This is a genomic window from Paenibacillus sp. GYB003 (assembly GCF_036577625.1).
GTDB lineage: Bacteria > Bacillota > Bacilli > Paenibacillales > NBRC-103111 > Paenibacillus_AB.
In genome coordinates, this window is sequence record NZ_JARBDC010000087.1 from 1 (window position 1) to 17,426 (window position 17,426).

Consider the following 17,426-nt stretch of genomic DNA (forward strand, 5'->3'; position numbering starts at 1 on the left):
CTTCATCATAACGATTAAACTTTTGCCCCTTCTTGGGTGGCATAAAAAAATCCCCTCCGGTCAACAGTGCTGAATCCATGATATCATGAACTCTTTTTTCACTGTCTACCGTAAGGGGATAATATCAGAAGTCCGCTCTTTATATCGTTTCGAAGGGCTTAACCCAAGAAGGCTATCGACCGTTTCGTTTTCCTTGCAAAAGCGATGGGATTGTCGATGGACTCCCAGTGAATGTACATCAACCGGGGACTCTCGTTCAACCAGTGGTTGTGAAGAGCCGTTACTTTGATGCCGTTTCTTTGAAGATTACGGATCAGCCGGTTTGCCTGATTTTGAAAGACAGCGGTTTCGCCCAGGCAAAGCGCACGTCCCGATCGGTCAAGGGACTCGAACGAAAACAGTTGGTACCGAACCAAAGGCGAAGTCGTGCGTCTTCCTAAAATTGTCGCATTCAGTCTTCTGGACCGGCTGACGAAACAAACGGGTCCAGGATCGATTTCGTGTTCCCCGCCCAATATTCTCGCGAACTGGTTGCATAATCTTATGAATTGCGGACTTGCTTTCGCATTTGCCATTATTAACCTCCTCGTGGTTTTGAAACATCGTATTAGTGTCCGGAGGAAGTTGGTTATGCGAATGCCCAAATGAACCGGGATTTTTGCAGTGCTTGTTTATACTGCGCTCCACGGAAATTTCGATATTCCGTGTAGGCGGATGCCGTTTCGTGACAGTCCTGGTTCCACGTACAATGCTCCCGGATACACTTCATTCGAAAAGGAGCTTCATAATGAAAATTCCTGTTTCCGGGTTCGTCGTTGGATCGGGGGATCATGATGGTCAACATTCCCATCGGCTGTATATAACCTCATGGAACGGTCGTCCTGTCCACGTTCATGCGATGTCTGGCGTAACTTCCGTCAACGACGGACATTCTCATAAATATGCAAGCTGGACAGCTCCTGCTCCGTCTGGCGTACCTCATGTCCACGGATATCACACGGTCACTTCACTGGATCATGGCCATACCCACCTAATTCAAGGAACGACCGGCCCTGCCATTCCCCTTCCGGGCGGCGGACATTATCACTTGTTTGAAGGTTATACGACAATCAACGGCAGTCACCCGCATTCTCATGCATACAGCGGTAAAACGGGTAATGAAGTGAGCGGCTAAATTTCGTGGTGCGTCGCATTTTTCTGAACGTCCGCCTTCCGTTTGCGGCGCCTATGCGTTCGCTTTAAAATTTTCCAGGGAACTGCTTGACAATGCCGTCTGTCAAAAGATCCGCCAAATGAATCATATGGATCTCGTTTTTGTCGGTTGCCGCAATATCCGCTTTCCAATCTCCTTTGAGACAGTCAAGAACAATTTCCGTAATCAACTGAAGATGCGTATACAGCATATCCTGCAGCGTTTTAAACGGCCAGTTCGGATTCGCAGCGCTTAAAAACGCGGCGATATCGTCGGCGTTTCGATGCCAATCCGCCTCCAGCTTTTTCACTTCCGCCTGATTGCCCGCTTTGGCGGCCGCAACGATTTGCCTGCGATCAAAATATGCTCTACCAGAAGATCAGCCAGCTTATTGCCGGCGGCTTCTCCATAATAGGGCTTGATCACGTCGCCTATGTCCTGCTGATTCCGCCAAAGCCGGTCCAATACGATAGGCTGTATTATTAGGGTTGAAATACCTGATTTTATACTGGGGATTATTTAGAAAGGCGTCGTTCCTGCAGGGCGGAGAGCGATACGTTTCCGGCTGCAATGCCGCCCAGGATAAGGACAACTCCGATCCACTGCAAATAGCTTACATGCTCGGCTAAAAGGAGAGAAGACATCGACACGGCTACGGGAAGCTCGGAGGCTGTTAAGATCGTGCCGAGCCCCGGTCCGATATGCGGCATTCCGATCGAAAACAACAGCGGCGGGAGAACGACTCCAAAAAAGCCGAGCAGCAATCCATACGGCGCAACCCCCATGAATACGGACATATCCAGCAGGAACGTCGGCGGAAGCAGTACAAATACGACGACGAGACCGCCGGTGGAGAGCAGGGCGCTTTTCTGAACGGGAGAAATGTCTTTTCCGACGGAACCGCTAAGAAAAATGAATGATGTAAAGGTCAAAGCCGAGAGCAGAGCCCAAGCCATTCCTGTCCAGGACAGCACGTTTCCGCCTTTTGAAATCAGATTGGCGGCTAGTACGGAGCCGATCAGCAGAACGGCTATCGAGATCATCTTCCCTGCGGTCGGTTTTTTCTTATACAGGATCCATTCCAAAAGGGTCCCGATCCAAACAAACTGAAATAAAAAAATGATAGCGAGCGAAGCGTTCAACGATTGCAGGGACTGGTAATAAAATACGCCCGTCAAGCCAAACGGAATTCCGGATCCAAGCAACTGGAAAATCCGCTTGAGCGGCAGCTTTTGTTTTTTTGTAATAATCACCAATAACCAGGAAAGCAAAGCCCCGAACAAATACTGGCCGCCCGATACCGCCGAAACGGAAAAACCCGCTGAATAAGCAAGCTTCACGAAGGTCGATAACACTCCGTAACAGCATCCGCCCATAAAAACAATACACGCATATTGCCAGGTTTTCATCGTCTTCCTCCTCTGCAAAAAAAAGAAGCCACACGTTTGTCGAAAGACAATCGTGTGGCGAAAATAGAGTTTCCTCTACAAAAGTCCACGCCTGATGCAACAGGTTTTAGTATTTCATTTCCTATCCAGTATAAGAGCAACAGCCCCAAAAGGTCAATGTCCATTTGCTGCACGTGTTACGATCCGAGCTATCGCGAATTTTTTTCAAACGGCGGCCGTGAACGAGACATCCATGTACTGTCAATTCACTATACAATTCGTCCGGCGCTTCGCGACAGTCGAACTGAAAGGCGAGCTCGATTCGATGTCGGACAGGCTCTTCCCCGGCCGTCAAAGCGGACTTCCTCATCCTTATGTCAACCGACAAATTCGGCGATCTGCTGTTTTCGCCAATAATCCATGAAACGTCCGCCATCGCGAATCAACGTCCCGGGACTTCCCGTTTCCCGGATTTGTCCCTTTTCCAGAAATACCACTACATCTACATTACGAATGGTGGATAGCCGATGCGCAATGATGATTTTCGTGCTTTCACCCGACCAGTCGGCAAGCCGCTGCTGGAAGAGCGATTCGGTTTCCGCGTCTAAAGCGGAGGTAGACTCGTCAAGAATAGGAATCGAAGCATTTCGCAGGATCGCCCGCGCTATACCGATTCGCTGCTTCTGTCCTCGGGAAAGCTTGATCCCTCGTTCGCCCACTCGGGTATCGAACCCCTCCGGCAAATCCTCGATAAATTCAAGTGACTGCGACAACCCTGCCGCCATACGAATTTCCGAATCGCCGGCTTGCAGTTGACCTACCGCGATGTTTTCGCGTACCGTGCCGTCGAATAAGTAGATGTCCTGGGTCACGCATGGCAGACAACCACGTAAAGATTCAAGCGAATACTCCTGAATCGGTACACCGTTAATGCGGATGCTGCCTTCTTGGGGCGTATACACGCGATAGAGAAGCTTAATAACGGTGCTTTTGCCCCCTCCGCTTGGCCCGACCAATGCCATGGACTGACCGGCCGATACTCGGAAGCTGATGTTCTTCAAAACCGGTTGACCTTCAGGATAAGCGAATGTAACATTCTCAAACTCGATGGCCGGCGGTATGGGCGGCAGGCGTACTTGTCCCCCCTTGTCCTCGGAGTCCATCTCCATCGTGTCCAGCAAGCTTTCCGCTCCGGCCGATACCTTTTGCAGCGAATGAATGATACCCGCAATGTCGGCAAACGGCTGGCTTGCCCGGTCAAGCAAGGTGATAAAAGCGACAAGCGCACCGGGAATGATGTTGTTGCACACTCCGCCAGTTTAATCGTCAGCGATCTATCCAAAGCAGCTTACTGGAGAGATTCTTATTTCTGCGACAGGATGATTGGAAAAATCCTGTCGGCGGGTATCCCCAATCGGATAAGAGTTCATGTAGCTCAGAACTTTTAGTTTCATTGGCCATGTCCGTTCCTCCCCGCTCCATTCTAACTATATAGTACCACTCGATGAAATCGCTAATTGGGATTGATTGGGTATAAATAAACTGCCCAATAACGGACGCCACGGCGCTTATTTCGCGAAAATCGGCCGTTTTCCAATCGTAACGGACACCACCTGCGCTTATTTGCTCCGACCGCCGTCCAAAAGGGGGATTTTCGCCAAATAGGTGCGCCCGTGTCCGTTAGAATAAAAATAAGCCGAAATGAGGCTCGATAGCGGCGGCCATGTCCGTTAGACACATGGGACTGGGGGCCAATCCCGCCGAAGCAGGTCATACGAGCCGATATCGCCGTTTCCCGCCACCGGCAGTAGGAAGCCCGCTCCACTCCCGACAACGCCGGCGCAATTCATACGGGCCGATATTCGCCGTTTCCCGCTGCCGGCAGCGGGAAGCCCGCTCCGGCTTGGGCGCTTAAGCGAAGGGCGGGACGGACGATTGTTTCTGTGCAGACCGAACCTTTCTACGCGCCGAATCGGCAGCGAAGCGAGGAACGAGCTGGAAATGTTCCCGCTATTTTTAGAAGTTTCCCGTTTCCGGGCAAATCAACGGGAAAACGTCCCGCTACATTCGTCCAAACCGCGCTTTTCGCTGATTCGGCGCCGTTTTATCGGGAGCTTTTCCCGGTATTTCGAAACGCCGCCTATACGAAAGCAAGTTAACAGGAGGTTTTCCATTTCGTCGATATTCGGTTCCAACCGCCCGGCAGGATCAGGGTAAGAACCCGAAAAGAAAAAAAGCCGCCGATCGTTCCGGCAGCTTCATCTCGCTTTTCCAACCGCAATGGCAAACTATCAACAATCCCGGTTAATGATATAAGTCAGCAAATGTTTTAAAAATACGGGATTGCGCGGCAGCTTTTTCAGCTCCTGCATGGCGAGGCAGTAGTGCTCCCACATCTCTTGTTTGGCGCCCTCCCGTCCCAGGACGGTGACGAAAGTCGAGGCGTTGTTTTCAACGTCTTTGCTGGCGGGTTTCCCAAGTACATGCAGATCCCCCTCCGCATCGAGCAGATCGTCCTTGATCTGAAAGGCAATGCCCATATGATAGGCAAATTGGGTTAAACCGGCTATTTCCGCCGCCTCGGCTTTAGCGAGAATGGCCGGCATAACCAGCGAAGCCTCAAAGGCGATTCCCGTTTTGTAATAACACATGCTGTTCAATTGCTCCAGTGTCAGCACTTTTCCTTTCGACTGCAAATCCATCGCCTGTCCCACGCACATATCCCCCGCCCTTCGGGACGAATATTGCATCAGGGCCATTACGACTTTGGGGTCAAACCCGACCAGGGAAGCCTGTTCTTCTATCGCCTTTTGGATCAAAAACAGGCCGGTCAATTCCGCGGTCGCGCTATCGTGCACCTCGTGCAGGGTCGGACGTCCTCTGCGGACGGACGCGTTGTCCTGCGACGGCAAATCGTCGAAGATCAGGGAGGCCGTATGCATATATTCGAGCGATCTGAGCAGCGGAGCGATCGCGGCCGGCTGAAGCCCGTACTCGTTGACTCCCATGACCCAGGCCAGTATGGGCCGCAGTCGTTTGCCGCCCCCTTCGAGACTGTAATTGGCGGAGTCGATCATCGCCTCCTTCATCGGCGGAATCCCGTCTTCCTTCGGAAGGAGCAGCAGACTGTTGATTTGCTCACGAACCGTTGTGACCGTATCAAGAAACCGCTGCTTGTCTCTCCGCTCGTTTTCCAAAACGGTCACCATCTGGTCCCGGAGCAGCTTGTCGAAAAAATCCACATCGTCCGCGCTTCTGACCATTTGTTGGACAAGCCGATTGAATTCCGGAATTCCGGAGGCGAACGTCCCTATGATTTCGTTATACGTTTTCGCGCCTACGCGCTGCCTGCATCGTTTTAAACCGTTGACGGCACGGTCGAGAATCACATCCCGGGTTTTGGCGTCAGCGTCGTACACGTGATGGATCAAATGCGAGATGACCGCCCAATACAGCTCAAAAGGATTGATCAAGTCCGGCCGCCGGCCGCCGTAGGTCAAATAATACGTAAAGGGCGTCACCGCCTCGGCCTTCATATCTTCAAACATATCCGCAAAATCGTCGGCAAGCTGGTTATAGAGGCCGTAATAAAAGGTGCGTCGGTCGAAGCCTTCGTCCACGGGGGCATGAATGACGGACCGGACAATCAACCGGGAAAAGGCGGATTTCAGGATGATCGGTACATACAGCTCATCGTTCGTATAACCCGGATTCGAAAGCCGCTTTGTCCGGTCGATATCCTGGGCATGAAAAAAAGTATAGGACTGTTCGAAAAAAAGACGCTGCGTTTCCGGTCGCTGATGTCCCTTGATATACGTGTAAGCGTCCCGAAGCTCGGCGTGCACGTACCGGATCAATTCCTTGTTCGGTCCGGACAATTTCCCGGGTTCAGGCACAGTTCCGGTGAGAAGAGAGGTTCGGATCATGCGGCTGTATTGTTCTTTCTCTCGAACCGTCAAGACCGGGGAATCGAGCAGATCGTCAATAAACGGATAGGTCAAGCCGTACGAGTACCCGAGCCGGATCGCTTCATCCAGCCTGCGCTTGCGCTCCTCGGGCGGCGTATGGTCGCCCATCTCTTCGATTGCATGCAGGACAACCCCGGTAATGATTTTGACGAGCTTGCGCAGCGAGTGCTCGGCGTTCATTTCCTCCGGTATGTGTGCGGAAACGGTTTTGAGCTTGTCGATTACCCAGATTACGGCGGATTGTATCCCTTCCTTCCGGCCCCAACGGTACAGCTCGGCCAAGCTCATAAATTCCGGCTCCGCCCCCCCATTTGCGGCGGCTGAACGAATCAAATACGTTTTGACGTCGGCGACTACCCGCTGAATCCGGGTTTGGGTGGCGGGGGCATTCAACGCCTTGCCCAGATCCCGCATGTAAATATAGGAGACGCTTCGATCCAGATATCCGTCCAATTTGCCCGTATGGATCAGCCGGCGTATATAGTTGCGATAATCCCGGGAATCCGGTTTTCGAACGGCTTGTGAAAAAAAGGACCGTAGCGAGGTACGACCCCTATGGCTTTTTTTCCACAATTGAAAGTCTTTTGTCAAAGCGGGTACATAGGTTTTTTCCTTGACCTGCTCGTAAAGCGCCGCAAAATATTGAGCCGCCTTTCGCTCGGCCAGCCGATACCCCAGATCCGCTTGAAGCGCGTTTTCCTCATTCATTAGACAGTTCCCCTCGACTTCTGACGTTGGCAAACAAGAACCCGTGAAGGGATTATGTTTACATTTCTATACGTGAAAGTCGGGGTCGGGTTACGAAATCGGCCGAGATTGGGCGGTCCTACGCATAATGAACAAAATATTCGGCTTAATCATCTTGACTCGTTATCTCAACGCGACTTGTTATCGTTTGTCCCGCTGTTTAAACATGACGTCCTCCGCATTGCCGCGAAAGTACGGCTGCATTTGCCCGAAGCCCGTTACCGGGGCATAGACGCCGTCGCGTTCCGGATTCGCGTAACGGCGGAACCATTCGGACATTTCGGCACGCATGGCGGCAAGCGCCCCCTTGCATTGCGGATCGTCGATCCGGTTCTCATTCTCGTCCGGATCCGTACGCAAATCGTACAGCTCGTGCGGACCGTACGGGTACTTGTGAACATACTTCCAATCCTTCGAACGGATCATTCGCACCGGCCCGTATTCGTCGAAGACGACGACCCGTTCCCGCGGGCCGCCCCCTTCCCCTTTCAGCAGCGGCGAGAAGCTTTGCCCCGGCATCGATTGTTCGCAGGCGCGCGCCAAACCGGCGTATTCCAGCAGCGTCGGGAACACGTCGTACTGGCTGAGCAAATCGTCGCTCACCCGGCCGGACGGAATAACGCCGGGGTGGCTGAAGATCGCCGGAACTTTGACGGATGTATCGTACATGTTAAGCGGAAACGTGCCGTTCCCTTTGCCCCATATGCCGTGATGCCCCATGTTCATCCCGTTGTCGCCCATGAAGATTACAAGCGTATCGTCCCTTAAGCCGAGCTCCTCCAGCTTCGCGACGATGTCCCCGATCCCCGCATCCATCGCCGAAATGGAAGCGTAGTAGCCTCTCAGCAGCTCTTTGCGCTTCTCTCCCTGTCCTGTCGGACATGTCGGGGACTGATCCGGATGCGGCGGGAGCTCGGGCGCGGATCGAAACGGGCAATCGTCGTACAACCGCAAGTACCGCTCCGGGTGCTCCGACCGATCCCACGGGGAATGCGGCGCCGTGTAATGGACGGCCAAGTAAAACGGGTTTTCTTCCGCGCTCAGCGCCTCCAAGTATTGCAGCGCATGATCGGTGACCAAATCGGTGATATACCGGTCGGCTATCCGGACCTGGCCGTTTTCGACGATGTCCGGCTTCATGTACGAGCAGCCGCCCCGCGCGATCGTAAACCATCGGGCGAACCCTTTCTGCGGCGTCGTACTGCTTCCGAGATGCCATTTTCCGCTTAATGCGCAGCTGTAGCCGTTGGCGGCAAGCAGCTCCGTGTACGTCGTCTGCCCCTGCAAATATTCGGCCGCTTCGCCTTCGTCGCGGAAAACTCCGCTTCGGCGGACGCTGTCGGTCAAGCTCTCGCGGTCGATATTGCCCGACCGGATCCAATCGTGAACGCCGTGCTGGGACGGAATCCGCCCGGTCAAAATGGATGCGCGTGCCGGCGAGCATACCGGCGATGCGCAGAAGAAGCCGGAAAACCGCGTACCTTCCGCCGCCAACCGGTCCAGATGAGGCGTCCGAATTTCGTCGTTGCCCGCGCACCCGAGTGCCCATGCGCCGTGATCGTCGGCCAGGATGAAGACGATATTCGGTTTTTTGTCCGTTCGCGCTGAGATCATATCGATTCCCTCCGTTCTATGACGTTGTGCTCGCCGCTGCCGCTGGCGGACGCCGCCTATTGGTTCGCCCTTTCGGCGGCGATCGCCTGGTTTGCCGCTTCCTCGGCTTCCCGAAGCGCCGTGTTCACATCTTTGCTTCCGTTCAATACGGCGTCGAACACTTTCATGATCGACGATTTCACAAGCGGATCGTACTCGGTCTCCGTGTAAAAAGCGGCCGGCTTGTTCATGAAGATCGACATCAAGTTTTTCCCTTTCAGGTACGAAACGTTGCCGCCGAATTCCTGCCTCAAAGGTTCCGATTTCAACGATGACGGCCGTCCGTTCCGGACCATCTCCAGCTGCGCGCGATCGGACAGAAACGCCTCGACGACTCTGAACGCTTCTTCTTTATGCTTGCTCGGCGACGTAACGGCCAGACTGATGCCGAGCGGCGTTCGCGCCGTGCCGGGCCGTTCGCCGAATACCGGAACCGTGACCATGTCCCAATTCAAGTCTTCCTTGAAATTGCGAACCTCGTTGTTGGCCACGTACATCGCCAGCGTTTTCTCTTTGACGAACGCATTATGCCCCGATTTGAAGACCGCCGGATCCGATCCGGGAACGTCGAACAGCCGTTTTGCGGTATCGAGCACCTTTTTCCACGAATCGGTATTCACCGTCGCTTTGCCCGTCTTCGCATCGACATAAGGCAGCGAAAGCAGCGGCGCCAAAAATTGCGTCGGATCCCCGTTGAAGCCGATTCCCCTGTACTGTACACCGCCGTCCATTCTGGACACTTTCGCGGCCAAATCCGCCGCTTGTTCCCAGGTCATCCCGTCTTTCGGGTACGAAACGCCGAATTTATCGAAAATGTCTTTGTTGTAGTACAAGGCGGAGAAACCGATCGTATACGGAAGCGCGACCTGCTCCGGCTTGCCGTACGTATTTTTGACCATATCGAGCGCGCTCTGCTCGAACCGGCCAAGGTTCATTTGGAACTGCTTGATAAGCGGATCCATGTTGTAATCGAGCTTCAATCGGGTCAACACCGGAATCCGGTCCAAGCTCACCAGCACGACGTCGGGGATGTTCCCCGCCGCAATTTGTTTGTCCAGCGTATTGTCTTTGTCCTCCATCACCCAGTTTACGGAAATGTACGGGTATGTCTGTTTCAGCTCGTCCTCGATCGCTTTCCGGAACGGTTCCTCCACCCAATTTAACGGACTGCTGACCGTGATTTCGACCGGTTCGCGCTCCTTTCCTTTCGTCTCCCCCGTCCGTCCGCCGTCTTCTTCCGCCGGCTTGGCCGCTCCGCAGCCGGCAGCGACAACGACTGACAGAAGCAGTGCGGGCAGCGCGCTTCGCACCTTTTTGCGCATGTTTTTCGTTTTCCCCTTTCGTTGCAAGTGTCGGGCCTGGCCCGTATCGGACAATCGTCCCGTGATGCTATAATGAGCCTATCACGCCGGTAAGGGATGAACCATGACCCGGCTGACGGGTTTTTTAGCCGTTTTGACGATTGTCGATCAGATGAAACGGGAGGCTGTGCCGCGTGTTCGAACTCGATCCGAGCGCCGAAGGATTAAAGTTTCAGCTGCATACCCGGTGGGTACGGAATATGTTGAAGCCCCGCGATTTCACGTTTGGCCCGGTTATCAATCCGTTCCCGGTCTTCTGGCTCGTACTGGACGGCTCGCGGGAAATCGAGATCGCCGGGAAACGGTACCGGGTCGGCGAAGGCGATCTCGTCGTCTATACGCCCGGTATTCCGTACAGGCTCGTCCCCGCCTCTTCCGGCGGACTTTTTCACTACTTGTCGCTCGGCTGCGAAGCGAAGATCGGACCGTTCGGCTTGCACGAGGTATACCCGCTTCCCGAAATTACGTCCGATGCGGACAAGCGCGATTTGGAGGCGCTCGCCATGCATTGGCGGCAATTGCTCGATCGGTTCGAACGGCTCGGCGACGCATTGCGCAACCGGGAAGGAACGCCTTGGTCCGGGCTGCTGCCCGACCCGTCCACTTCGGTGCTGCTGCTGCGGCTGCAGGAGACGCTGTACCGCTGGTTCGCCGAATGTTTGGCGCTGCTGCGGCGGCGCATTCCCGAACATACGCTGAAGCTGGACCCCCGCATCGTTAGAGCTTGCGTCTATATCCGCGAGCACGTGCACGAATCGATTCGCCTGGAAGATTTGGCGTCGCAAGTATATGTAAGCCCGAGTCATTTCAATTATTTGTTCCGGCGGTCGCTCGGCCTTCCGCCCGCGGAATATTTGCGCAAGTACCGGATACAGCATGCCAAGGAGCTGCTCATTCTAACGAATTTGCCGATCGGCGAAATATCCGCGCGCGTCGGCTACGACGGGCAAAGCCAGTTCAGCCGGGCGTTCCGCAAAGCCGAAGGCAAAGGCCCGCTGGCATACCGCCGCGAATGGCAGCAGCGCGAGCCCGGCGTCTGACGGCCGGGACACCTTCGCGTGCCCGAAACCGGGCAACATAACCGAAATAGCCCGGCAGCATTCCGCTGCCGGGTGTTCCTCAAGCTCTCGGTCCCGCTCCTTCCAAGCGGCTAGCCTATTTGCCCTGCTGTTTCATTTCCTGAATGTATTTGTCGGCCTTCTCGCCCGCGACACGGAGCGCCGTGTTGACGTCCATGCCGTTCTGCGCCATTTCCTTGTTCGACTCCTGCAAAAATCCGTATATCTTCGTATCGTAAATCGTGCTCATGGGCGCGGGAGCAGGCGAGACGTTGAAAATGCCGGCCAAGTTTTTGCCGGTATATACCTTCAAATCGGCCGCGTAGCTTTTGCGCAGCTCCGGGTCTTTCCGAACCGTGAGCCGCCCGGCCTTGTTCATCGCCGTCTGCGCCTCGTCGCCAAGCAAAGTGCGCATCACCTCGAAGGCCGCCTGTTTATTTTTGGAGGCGGGCGGAATCATGAACAAATGGAAGTCGATCTGTCTCCCCAGCTTCGGACGGTCGTCGAAAGCGGGGTACGAAACCATGTCCCATTTGAACGACTTCCCGTCCCTCTCCAGCTGCGCCAAAGAATCGGTCACCGACGCGATCCAGTTCGGATTCATCGCCAGCGTCTGATCTTTGACGAATTCGTTGAACCCGTAGTTAAACTCTTTATTCGGCCCGATGTAGCCCTCCATCTCGTATAACTGCCGCAGCGCCGAAAAGATCGTTTTAAATCCTTCGGACGTGACGGTCGACTTTTCCAGCTTGTCGTCGACGACGGCAGCGAATATTGCCGCACGAGTCCTTGAGCGCACCCATCGATACGCCGATGTAACGTACGCCGCCGTCCGTCCGCGTCGCTTTCCTGGCAAGCTCGAGCGTCTGGCTCCACGTCATCCCGTCCTTCGGGTAAGAAATGCCGAGCTTGTCGAAAATTTCTTTGTTGTACAGCATGACGCCGTAATTCATCGAGAAAGGCAAGCCGCATATTTCGCCCTTCGGTCCGAACTTCTTCGGTTCGTTCAAAGCTTCCGGCTCGACCTTGCCGAGATCCGTGCCGCTCGTCTTTACCATCGACTGCAAATCTTCGCCGAAGCCGAGATCGAGCATATACTTCACATACACGTTGCTCGTCGCGACCAAATCCGGGACGACCCCGGAGGCGGCCAAATCTTCGGGGGATTTCGCCGTCAGCAGCTCGAACGTGATGTTCGGATATTTGGGCGGGGAACAGAGCAGCAGCTTGATCCCCCTCTGCCCGGCCATACCGGCAAAGGTGTCGAGCCAAGCGAAATCGTACTTTCCGTCGGACGGCTCGAATCGTTTCCAGGCGAATTCGCCGACCCGGACGCTATTTAGACCCCCCATTTTCATCCAATCCAGATCTTGCGCCCACTGGCCGGGATCGTTCTGTTCGGGGTAATACGCTGCGCCAATTTGCTGTTTCATCAAACCTATAAAACGAGCATCCACCGCTATTTGCAGCGGGTCCGCTTCGAGGCTTCGCTGCCGCTGCTGCGGGATCGCTCGCTTCCTGTACACGAAGTCGCCCGGCGCGTCGGGCTTGAGGTCGGCAGCTACATTCGGATGTTCAAGCAGATGCACGGCGGCATCACTCCCGGCAACTGGCGGGAGAAAAATGAGTAACGTTTACAAGCATGTTCCGTGCCCTATGATGGTATCGGGCATAGAGGTCTTCCATTCGTTCGGCGGATGCATGCATGCGGCGAACCTCCTTGTAACGTCGCATCCGATTAGACACCGGAAGCAGCGAAATAGCCACATCGAATCGAAAAAAAGGAAAGAGCGATATCGTATGGCGCGGTCCCCGTGCGGATTTCGCGCTCAATGAAAAAAAGCCGCCAATTCGTCGGCGGCAGTACGGGACCCGTTAACCCAATACGATAAAAATTAGGTTATGAGATTCGCTTTCATTAGGGAGGCAATCTGTTGTTCGTCTCCATTCGGAATCCGTTCCAGTTGCGCAATGACCAGTTCCTGCCGTTGTACTGGATGGTTTTGACTTAGCTTTGCCTTGCCCTCGATCTTGTCGATTTTCAGTTTGAATCCTTGAATCCCTTTACTCATCCCAGCGAGAAAATCGGCGTCTACATCCTTCAAGCCGTATGAACTATTCGGGGCTTCGTACTTCAGTACCATGTCATGCAAGGAATCCAACAATTCTTGTTCGTCTTCGATCAGTTCGACTTCGCCGTATACATGTACGGCCACATAATTCCATGTCGGAACTGCCGTGTTCGTCTCATACCAGGAGGGGGAGATGTAGCAATGAGGTCCGTGAAAAACAGCCAGGACCCGTTGATTGTTCATATCCTTCCATTGAGGGTTCGGACGGGCAAAGTGCCCGTATACATATTTGTTTTCCCGATCCAAAAGTAAAGGTAAATGAGTAGCGAAGGGATCTCCATTGTGTTGAGAAAACAAGGTCGCAAAACTATGCTCCTTGATAATGTCGTAACAGACGGTTACATCTTCGATTTGAAAGTGCGAAGGAATATACATCGTATCCCGCCTTTACTAAAGTGATGTCAGTGTTTTGGTCAAAATATAATCGATTTGTTCTTCGTCACCCATATAAAAAGAGTGAGCTCCCGTTTGAACAAATCCCATTTTTTTATAAAAGTCAATTGCGTTCTCATTTTTCTCCCAAACCCCTAGCCAAATCATCGTTTTGTTTTGACTTTTGGCTATTTCCATCGCTTTGTTTAGTAAATATGCGCCAAGCCCTTTTCTTTGAAATTTGTTTCTGATATAAATCCTCTCGATTTCGAGCGACGCATCGCCCATATTTTCGGATTGGGCCTCATTGCTGTTTACCTTTAAATATCCGGCAAGCTCTTCATTGAAGTAGATGAAGAAAAATTCCGAAAAAAGATTGGACAATTCCTTTTCCAGCTGCTTGGAGTTAAACGCTCTTTCCAAGTAAGCTTTCATAGTTTCGGGCGAGTTTTGATCCTTGAACGTATCGTTGAACGTTTCAATGCTGATCTCTTGGAGTATTCGTAAATCTTCACGGCTGCACTTTTGGATTTTAACAGTCATTTTAAGACAGAGCTCCTTTGCATCCAATCAATAATGTCTCTTGTTCCCCTTTTTTACAAATTCCCAGTCCACTTCCACATTTTTTCTGACTCTATGAAGAAGATGCGACAAAGTCTCTGCTTCTCGCTCGGAAAATCCCGCCAATGCGGCACGATTCGAATGATCGTTTTCTCTTTTTATGAAAGGATATACAGTCTTCCCTTTTTCCGTCGGAAAAAGTTTATTTATTTTTTTGTTATGTTCGTCGTCTTTCTTTTCAATAAAGCCGTTCATTTCCAGCTTTTGCACGGCACGAGCTGCGGTTGTTCGGTCTACTTTAATCATTTCGGCCAACTTTTCTTGAATGATTCCCGGGTTTTCACATATTCGGACAAGGTACAAATACTGTCCTTTCGTAAGGTCATATTCTTTAAATTCGATATTGCTTATGGAATCTAACGCCCTGGCGATCATTCCAATTTCACGCAGGATGTCCTTCATCTATGCAGCTCCATCCACTCTTATTGCCAACCGATGCTTGTTATTCATAATAACTTATTTTTGTTGCATTTACAACAAAACAACTTCAGGCAGGCGAATGCGGGACCATATCCGAAAGACCGGCTTAGGTAGGCTGCCCGTATGTTGGGCGCGCTCCAGTTCTTCGGCAACGATGCGGATGCCCCGTTCAATCTCTTGCTCGTCGGTCCGAATGATGCTGAGGCGCAGCAAGTTAAGCTTGGGGAACGAAGAAAGGAACTGCCTGTCGGCGGCCAGTACGTCAACGCCGCGATTTTCCAATCGCTTTCCTTTAGATGTCGGATGCGACGGCCGTCTGGGAGGTATCGCAGCGGTCGGGCAGCTGCAGCTCCTTCAGCCTTTCTTCGGCCTGCTGCTTTCGGCATTCGTCCTGCACGAGTCGATTGGCTGGCCGATCTTTATCGTTAATACCGGTGTCGTACTGTGCGTGGCGTTCGCGCGGCGATTCGCATCGAAATAAGAGCAAAAAAATCCGCGATTTAACGCGGATCCGTAGGTTTATGTTCTTGTCCCCACTGTAACGGGCACTGTCGGGGCCGGGCAAGGCCGACGGCGGCGCCCGCACGCCGCCGCACACCTCGAAGCGTTCCGCCGCTCAGCCGGACATCTCCCTCTGCATGCGCCGGTATTGGACCGGAGACAAGTGTACCATTTCCTTGAACATGCGGCCGAAATACGCGATGCTGTCGAAGCCGACCTGCTCGGCAATGCGCAGCACCTTCCAGTCCGTTTCCCGCAGCAGCCGCTTCGCCTCGTTCATCCGGACGTGATTGACGTAATCGACGAAAGAAAACCCGGTAATTTCTTTAAACACCCGGCTCAAATAATAAGGGCTTATATAAAACGTTTCCGACAAACGGGTCAGCGTAAGAGGTTCGGCGTAGTGGACGTCGATATATGCCGTAATGTCCGCCACCTTGCGGTGAAGCGGAGAATCCTCGGGCGGCACCGCTTCCGCATATTTGCCGCAGCAGCGGGCCAGGTGGACGAGCAGCTCGACGACGAGCGCCTTCAGGCACAGCTCGTAGCCGTCCGATTTGCTCCTCATCTCCGCGATGGCGCGCAGCAGGAGCGCTTCCGCATACTTGCGGTCCTCTTCCTTCAGGCGAAGCGTCGGGTTCGGGCTGCGGAACGGTTTCAGCAGGTCCAGCTTCGACTCCTTCGCCCGCGACCGCTCCAGAAACGTGTCGGTGAAATTGAGAACGACGCGCTGGTGTTGGAGAGCGCCGGCAAAAAGCGTGCGATGGAGCACAAATTTGGGGACGAAAACGAGATCGCCCTGATTCACCGAATAGACGCGGTCTTTGATGAAATACGATCGCCGCCCTTTGAGCAAATAATAGACCTCGTACTGGTCATGGACGTGTCCGGTAATATTGTACGGGCCGTTCTTGTGCGAATAGGACAACAGAAATTCGTCGTCGGTATAGCCGTAATGGTCGACGATGCTGGTGTCGGCTAAAGACAACGCGCCCCCTCCTTACGTTGCGCAGATCGGATACCCAAATTATAACAAAGGTCGCTCGCGGAAAGTACGCAAAATAGGTAAAGAAAATTTTAAAATTCGCAATATTCTGTACAGATTCCGTTTCGGCCCGTGCGCTACGATAGGAGCAGCCCGACAGATCGCGGGAAAGCCGCGGAATCTGGTCCGGTACAACGCGATACCGCTTTACCTTGCGGCGGGAAGCACGATGAAAGCGACCCGACACCTCTATAGAAACGGAGAGGCGGACTATGACCTTGCGCCTGTATCTGATTCGCCACGCGCAGCCTGCGAGCCAGGAGCCCGGCTACGACGGGGGACCGAACCCTCCGCTCGGCCGGAAAGGACGGCTTCAGGCGGAGCGGGTCGGCGGTCAAATGAAGCTTTGGGGCGTCGACGCGATTTACTCCAGTTGCATGCAGCGGACGCTGGAGACGGCTCGGCCGATTTACGAGCAAACGGGGGCTCCGTGGTACGTATGGCCCGCTCTGAGCGAAACGGACCGGCGAGGCTGGCCGCGAATCCGGGAACGCCTGGCGGCGGGGCGGATCGCGGCGGAGAGGTCCGCGGAAGCCGGGCTGAGGCTCGCTCACCCGAACCATATTCCGTTAAGCGCGCTGCGGGAGCGGTTCGGCACATTCGAGGCGGACCAGCCTTTTCCGTGGCCGGACGAATGGTGGCTTCCGCTGGAGGACGAAACCCGCGAGCAGGCCTACGGGAGAGCCGAACAAGCGCTGCGCCATCTTGTTGATCGCTACCGCGGGACGGACGCGCGCATCGCCGTCGTCTGCCACGGCGCGCTCGGCTCCGTGCTGCTGTCGCTGCTCGCGGGCTGTCCTCCGGTCGATCACAACACGTTCAGCCAAGCCCATGCCGCGATATCGGCCGCCGATGTGCTCGAAAGCCATACGCAACTTCGATTCGTCAACTACGTAGGCCATCTGGAGCCGGAGGATGTGACCGAGGGCGTCGATTTCAGCCGGCCCGGCTAATACCCGCAACCCGTA

General features: G+C 53.8%; 17 protein-coding genes and 2 pseudogenes. 5 read left to right on the forward strand and 14 right to left on the reverse strand.

Annotated elements, in window-relative coordinates:
• Positions 1 to 158 precede the first annotated feature (158 nt).
• Positions 159 to 575, reverse strand: a complete 417-nt coding sequence (locus tag PV407_RS27335) for a DUF1259 domain-containing protein (protein WP_332093172.1) — start codon at positions 573 to 575, stop codon at positions 159 to 161.
• A 212-nt stretch (positions 576 to 787) separates the two neighbouring features.
• On the opposite strand from PV407_RS27335, the gene PV407_RS27340 reads away from it, so the two are divergent.
• Positions 788 to 1,174: a YmaF family protein gene (locus tag PV407_RS27340; protein WP_332093173.1), complete on the forward strand. Its 387-nt coding sequence runs from the start codon at positions 788 to 790 to the stop codon at positions 1,172 to 1,174.
• A gap of 64 nt (positions 1,175 to 1,238) precedes the next feature.
• On the opposite strand, the pseudogene PV407_RS27345 reads toward PV407_RS27340, so the two are convergent.
• From PV407_RS27345 to PV407_RS27370, 6 genes and pseudogenes are all read right to left on the reverse strand, one after another.
• Positions 1,239 to 1,663 (reverse strand): annotated as a pseudogene (locus PV407_RS27345) (glycosyltransferase); the annotation flags it as partial.
• Between the two features lie 44 nt (positions 1,664 to 1,707).
• Positions 1,708 to 2,601: an EamA family transporter gene (locus PV407_RS27350; protein WP_332093174.1), complete on the reverse strand. Its 894-nt coding sequence runs from the start codon at positions 2,599 to 2,601 to the stop codon at positions 1,708 to 1,710.
• A gap of 356 nt (positions 2,602 to 2,957) precedes the next feature.
• A complete protein-coding gene (locus tag PV407_RS27355; protein ID WP_332093175.1) occupies positions 2,958 to 3,890 on the reverse strand; it encodes an ABC transporter ATP-binding protein in 933 nt (310 codons plus the stop codon).
• A gap of 981 nt (positions 3,891 to 4,871) precedes the next feature.
• Positions 4,872 to 7,256, reverse strand: coding sequence for a polyprenyl synthetase family protein (locus tag PV407_RS27360; RefSeq protein WP_332093176.1), 2,385 nt, complete (start codon positions 7,254 to 7,256; stop codon positions 4,872 to 4,874).
• A 180-nt stretch (positions 7,257 to 7,436) separates the two neighbouring features.
• Positions 7,437 to 8,909: a sulfatase-like hydrolase/transferase gene (locus PV407_RS27365; RefSeq protein ID WP_332093177.1), complete on the reverse strand. Its 1,473-nt coding sequence runs from the start codon at positions 8,907 to 8,909 to the stop codon at positions 7,437 to 7,439.
• Positions 8,910 to 8,965: 56 nt separating this feature from the next.
• Positions 8,966 to 10,270, reverse strand: coding sequence for an ABC transporter substrate-binding protein (locus tag PV407_RS27370; RefSeq protein WP_332093178.1), 1,305 nt, complete (start codon positions 10,268 to 10,270; stop codon positions 8,966 to 8,968).
• 173 nt (positions 10,271 to 10,443) lie between these two features.
• Between PV407_RS27370 and PV407_RS27375 the strand changes: the two genes are divergently transcribed.
• A complete protein-coding gene (locus PV407_RS27375; RefSeq protein WP_332093179.1) occupies positions 10,444 to 11,349 on the forward strand; it encodes an AraC family transcriptional regulator in 906 nt (301 codons plus the stop codon).
• A 115-nt stretch (positions 11,350 to 11,464) separates the two neighbouring features.
• Here PV407_RS27375 and PV407_RS27380 read toward each other — a convergent pair whose 3' ends face one another.
• Both PV407_RS27380 and PV407_RS27385 read right to left on the reverse strand, forming a co-directional pair.
• Positions 11,465 to 12,166: a hypothetical protein gene (locus tag PV407_RS27380; RefSeq protein WP_332093241.1), complete on the reverse strand. Its 702-nt coding sequence runs from the start codon at positions 12,164 to 12,166 to the stop codon at positions 11,465 to 11,467.
• Positions 12,081 to 12,800, reverse strand: coding sequence for an extracellular solute-binding protein (locus tag PV407_RS27385; protein WP_332093237.1), 720 nt, complete (start codon positions 12,798 to 12,800; stop codon positions 12,081 to 12,083). The genes PV407_RS27380 and PV407_RS27385 overlap by 86 nt, the downstream gene beginning before the upstream one ends.
• Between PV407_RS27385 and PV407_RS27390 the strand changes: the two genes are divergently transcribed.
• Complete coding sequence (locus PV407_RS27390; protein ID WP_332093180.1) at positions 12,789 to 12,998, forward strand: AraC family transcriptional regulator; 210 nt, start codon at positions 12,789 to 12,791, stop codon at positions 12,996 to 12,998. The two genes, PV407_RS27385 and PV407_RS27390, sit on opposite strands and share 12 nt — an antisense overlap.
• A gap of 264 nt (positions 12,999 to 13,262) precedes the next feature.
• Here the strand turns inward: PV407_RS27390 and PV407_RS27395 are convergent, their stop codons facing one another.
• The 4 genes from PV407_RS27395 to PV407_RS27410 form a co-directional block, all read right to left on the reverse strand.
• Complete coding sequence (locus tag PV407_RS27395; RefSeq protein ID WP_332093181.1) at positions 13,263 to 13,874, reverse strand: FMN-binding negative transcriptional regulator; 612 nt, start codon at positions 13,872 to 13,874, stop codon at positions 13,263 to 13,265.
• Positions 13,875 to 13,889: 15 nt separating this feature from the next.
• Positions 13,890 to 14,414, reverse strand: coding sequence for a GNAT family N-acetyltransferase (locus PV407_RS27400; RefSeq protein ID WP_332093182.1), 525 nt, complete (start codon positions 14,412 to 14,414; stop codon positions 13,890 to 13,892).
• Positions 14,415 to 14,441: 27 nt separating this feature from the next.
• Entirely contained in the window at positions 14,442 to 14,894 is a 453-nt protein-coding gene (locus PV407_RS27405) for a MarR family winged helix-turn-helix transcriptional regulator (protein WP_332093183.1), read from the reverse strand.
• A gap of 69 nt (positions 14,895 to 14,963) precedes the next feature.
• The gene (locus PV407_RS27410; protein ID WP_332093242.1) at positions 14,964 to 15,194 is read right to left on the reverse strand and encodes a hypothetical protein; all 231 of its coding nucleotides are present in this window, start codon (positions 15,192 to 15,194) and stop codon (positions 14,964 to 14,966) included.
• A 37-nt stretch (positions 15,195 to 15,231) separates the two neighbouring features.
• Here PV407_RS27410 and PV407_RS27415 point away from each other — a divergent pair.
• A pseudogene (locus PV407_RS27415) lies at positions 15,232 to 15,393 on the forward strand (EamA/RhaT family transporter); the annotation flags it as partial.
• 135 nt (positions 15,394 to 15,528) lie between these two features.
• On the opposite strand, the gene PV407_RS27420 reads toward PV407_RS27415, so the two are convergent.
• On the reverse strand, positions 15,529 to 16,401 hold the full coding sequence (locus PV407_RS27420) for an AraC family transcriptional regulator (protein WP_332093184.1): 873 nt from the start codon (positions 16,399 to 16,401) through the stop codon (positions 15,529 to 15,531).
• Between the two features lie 269 nt (positions 16,402 to 16,670).
• Between PV407_RS27420 and PV407_RS27425 the strand changes: the two genes are divergently transcribed.
• The gene (locus PV407_RS27425) at positions 16,671 to 17,411 is read left to right on the forward strand and encodes a histidine phosphatase family protein (RefSeq protein ID WP_332093185.1); all 741 of its coding nucleotides are present in this window, start codon (positions 16,671 to 16,673) and stop codon (positions 17,409 to 17,411) included.
• Positions 17,412 to 17,426: the final 15 nt, after the last annotated feature.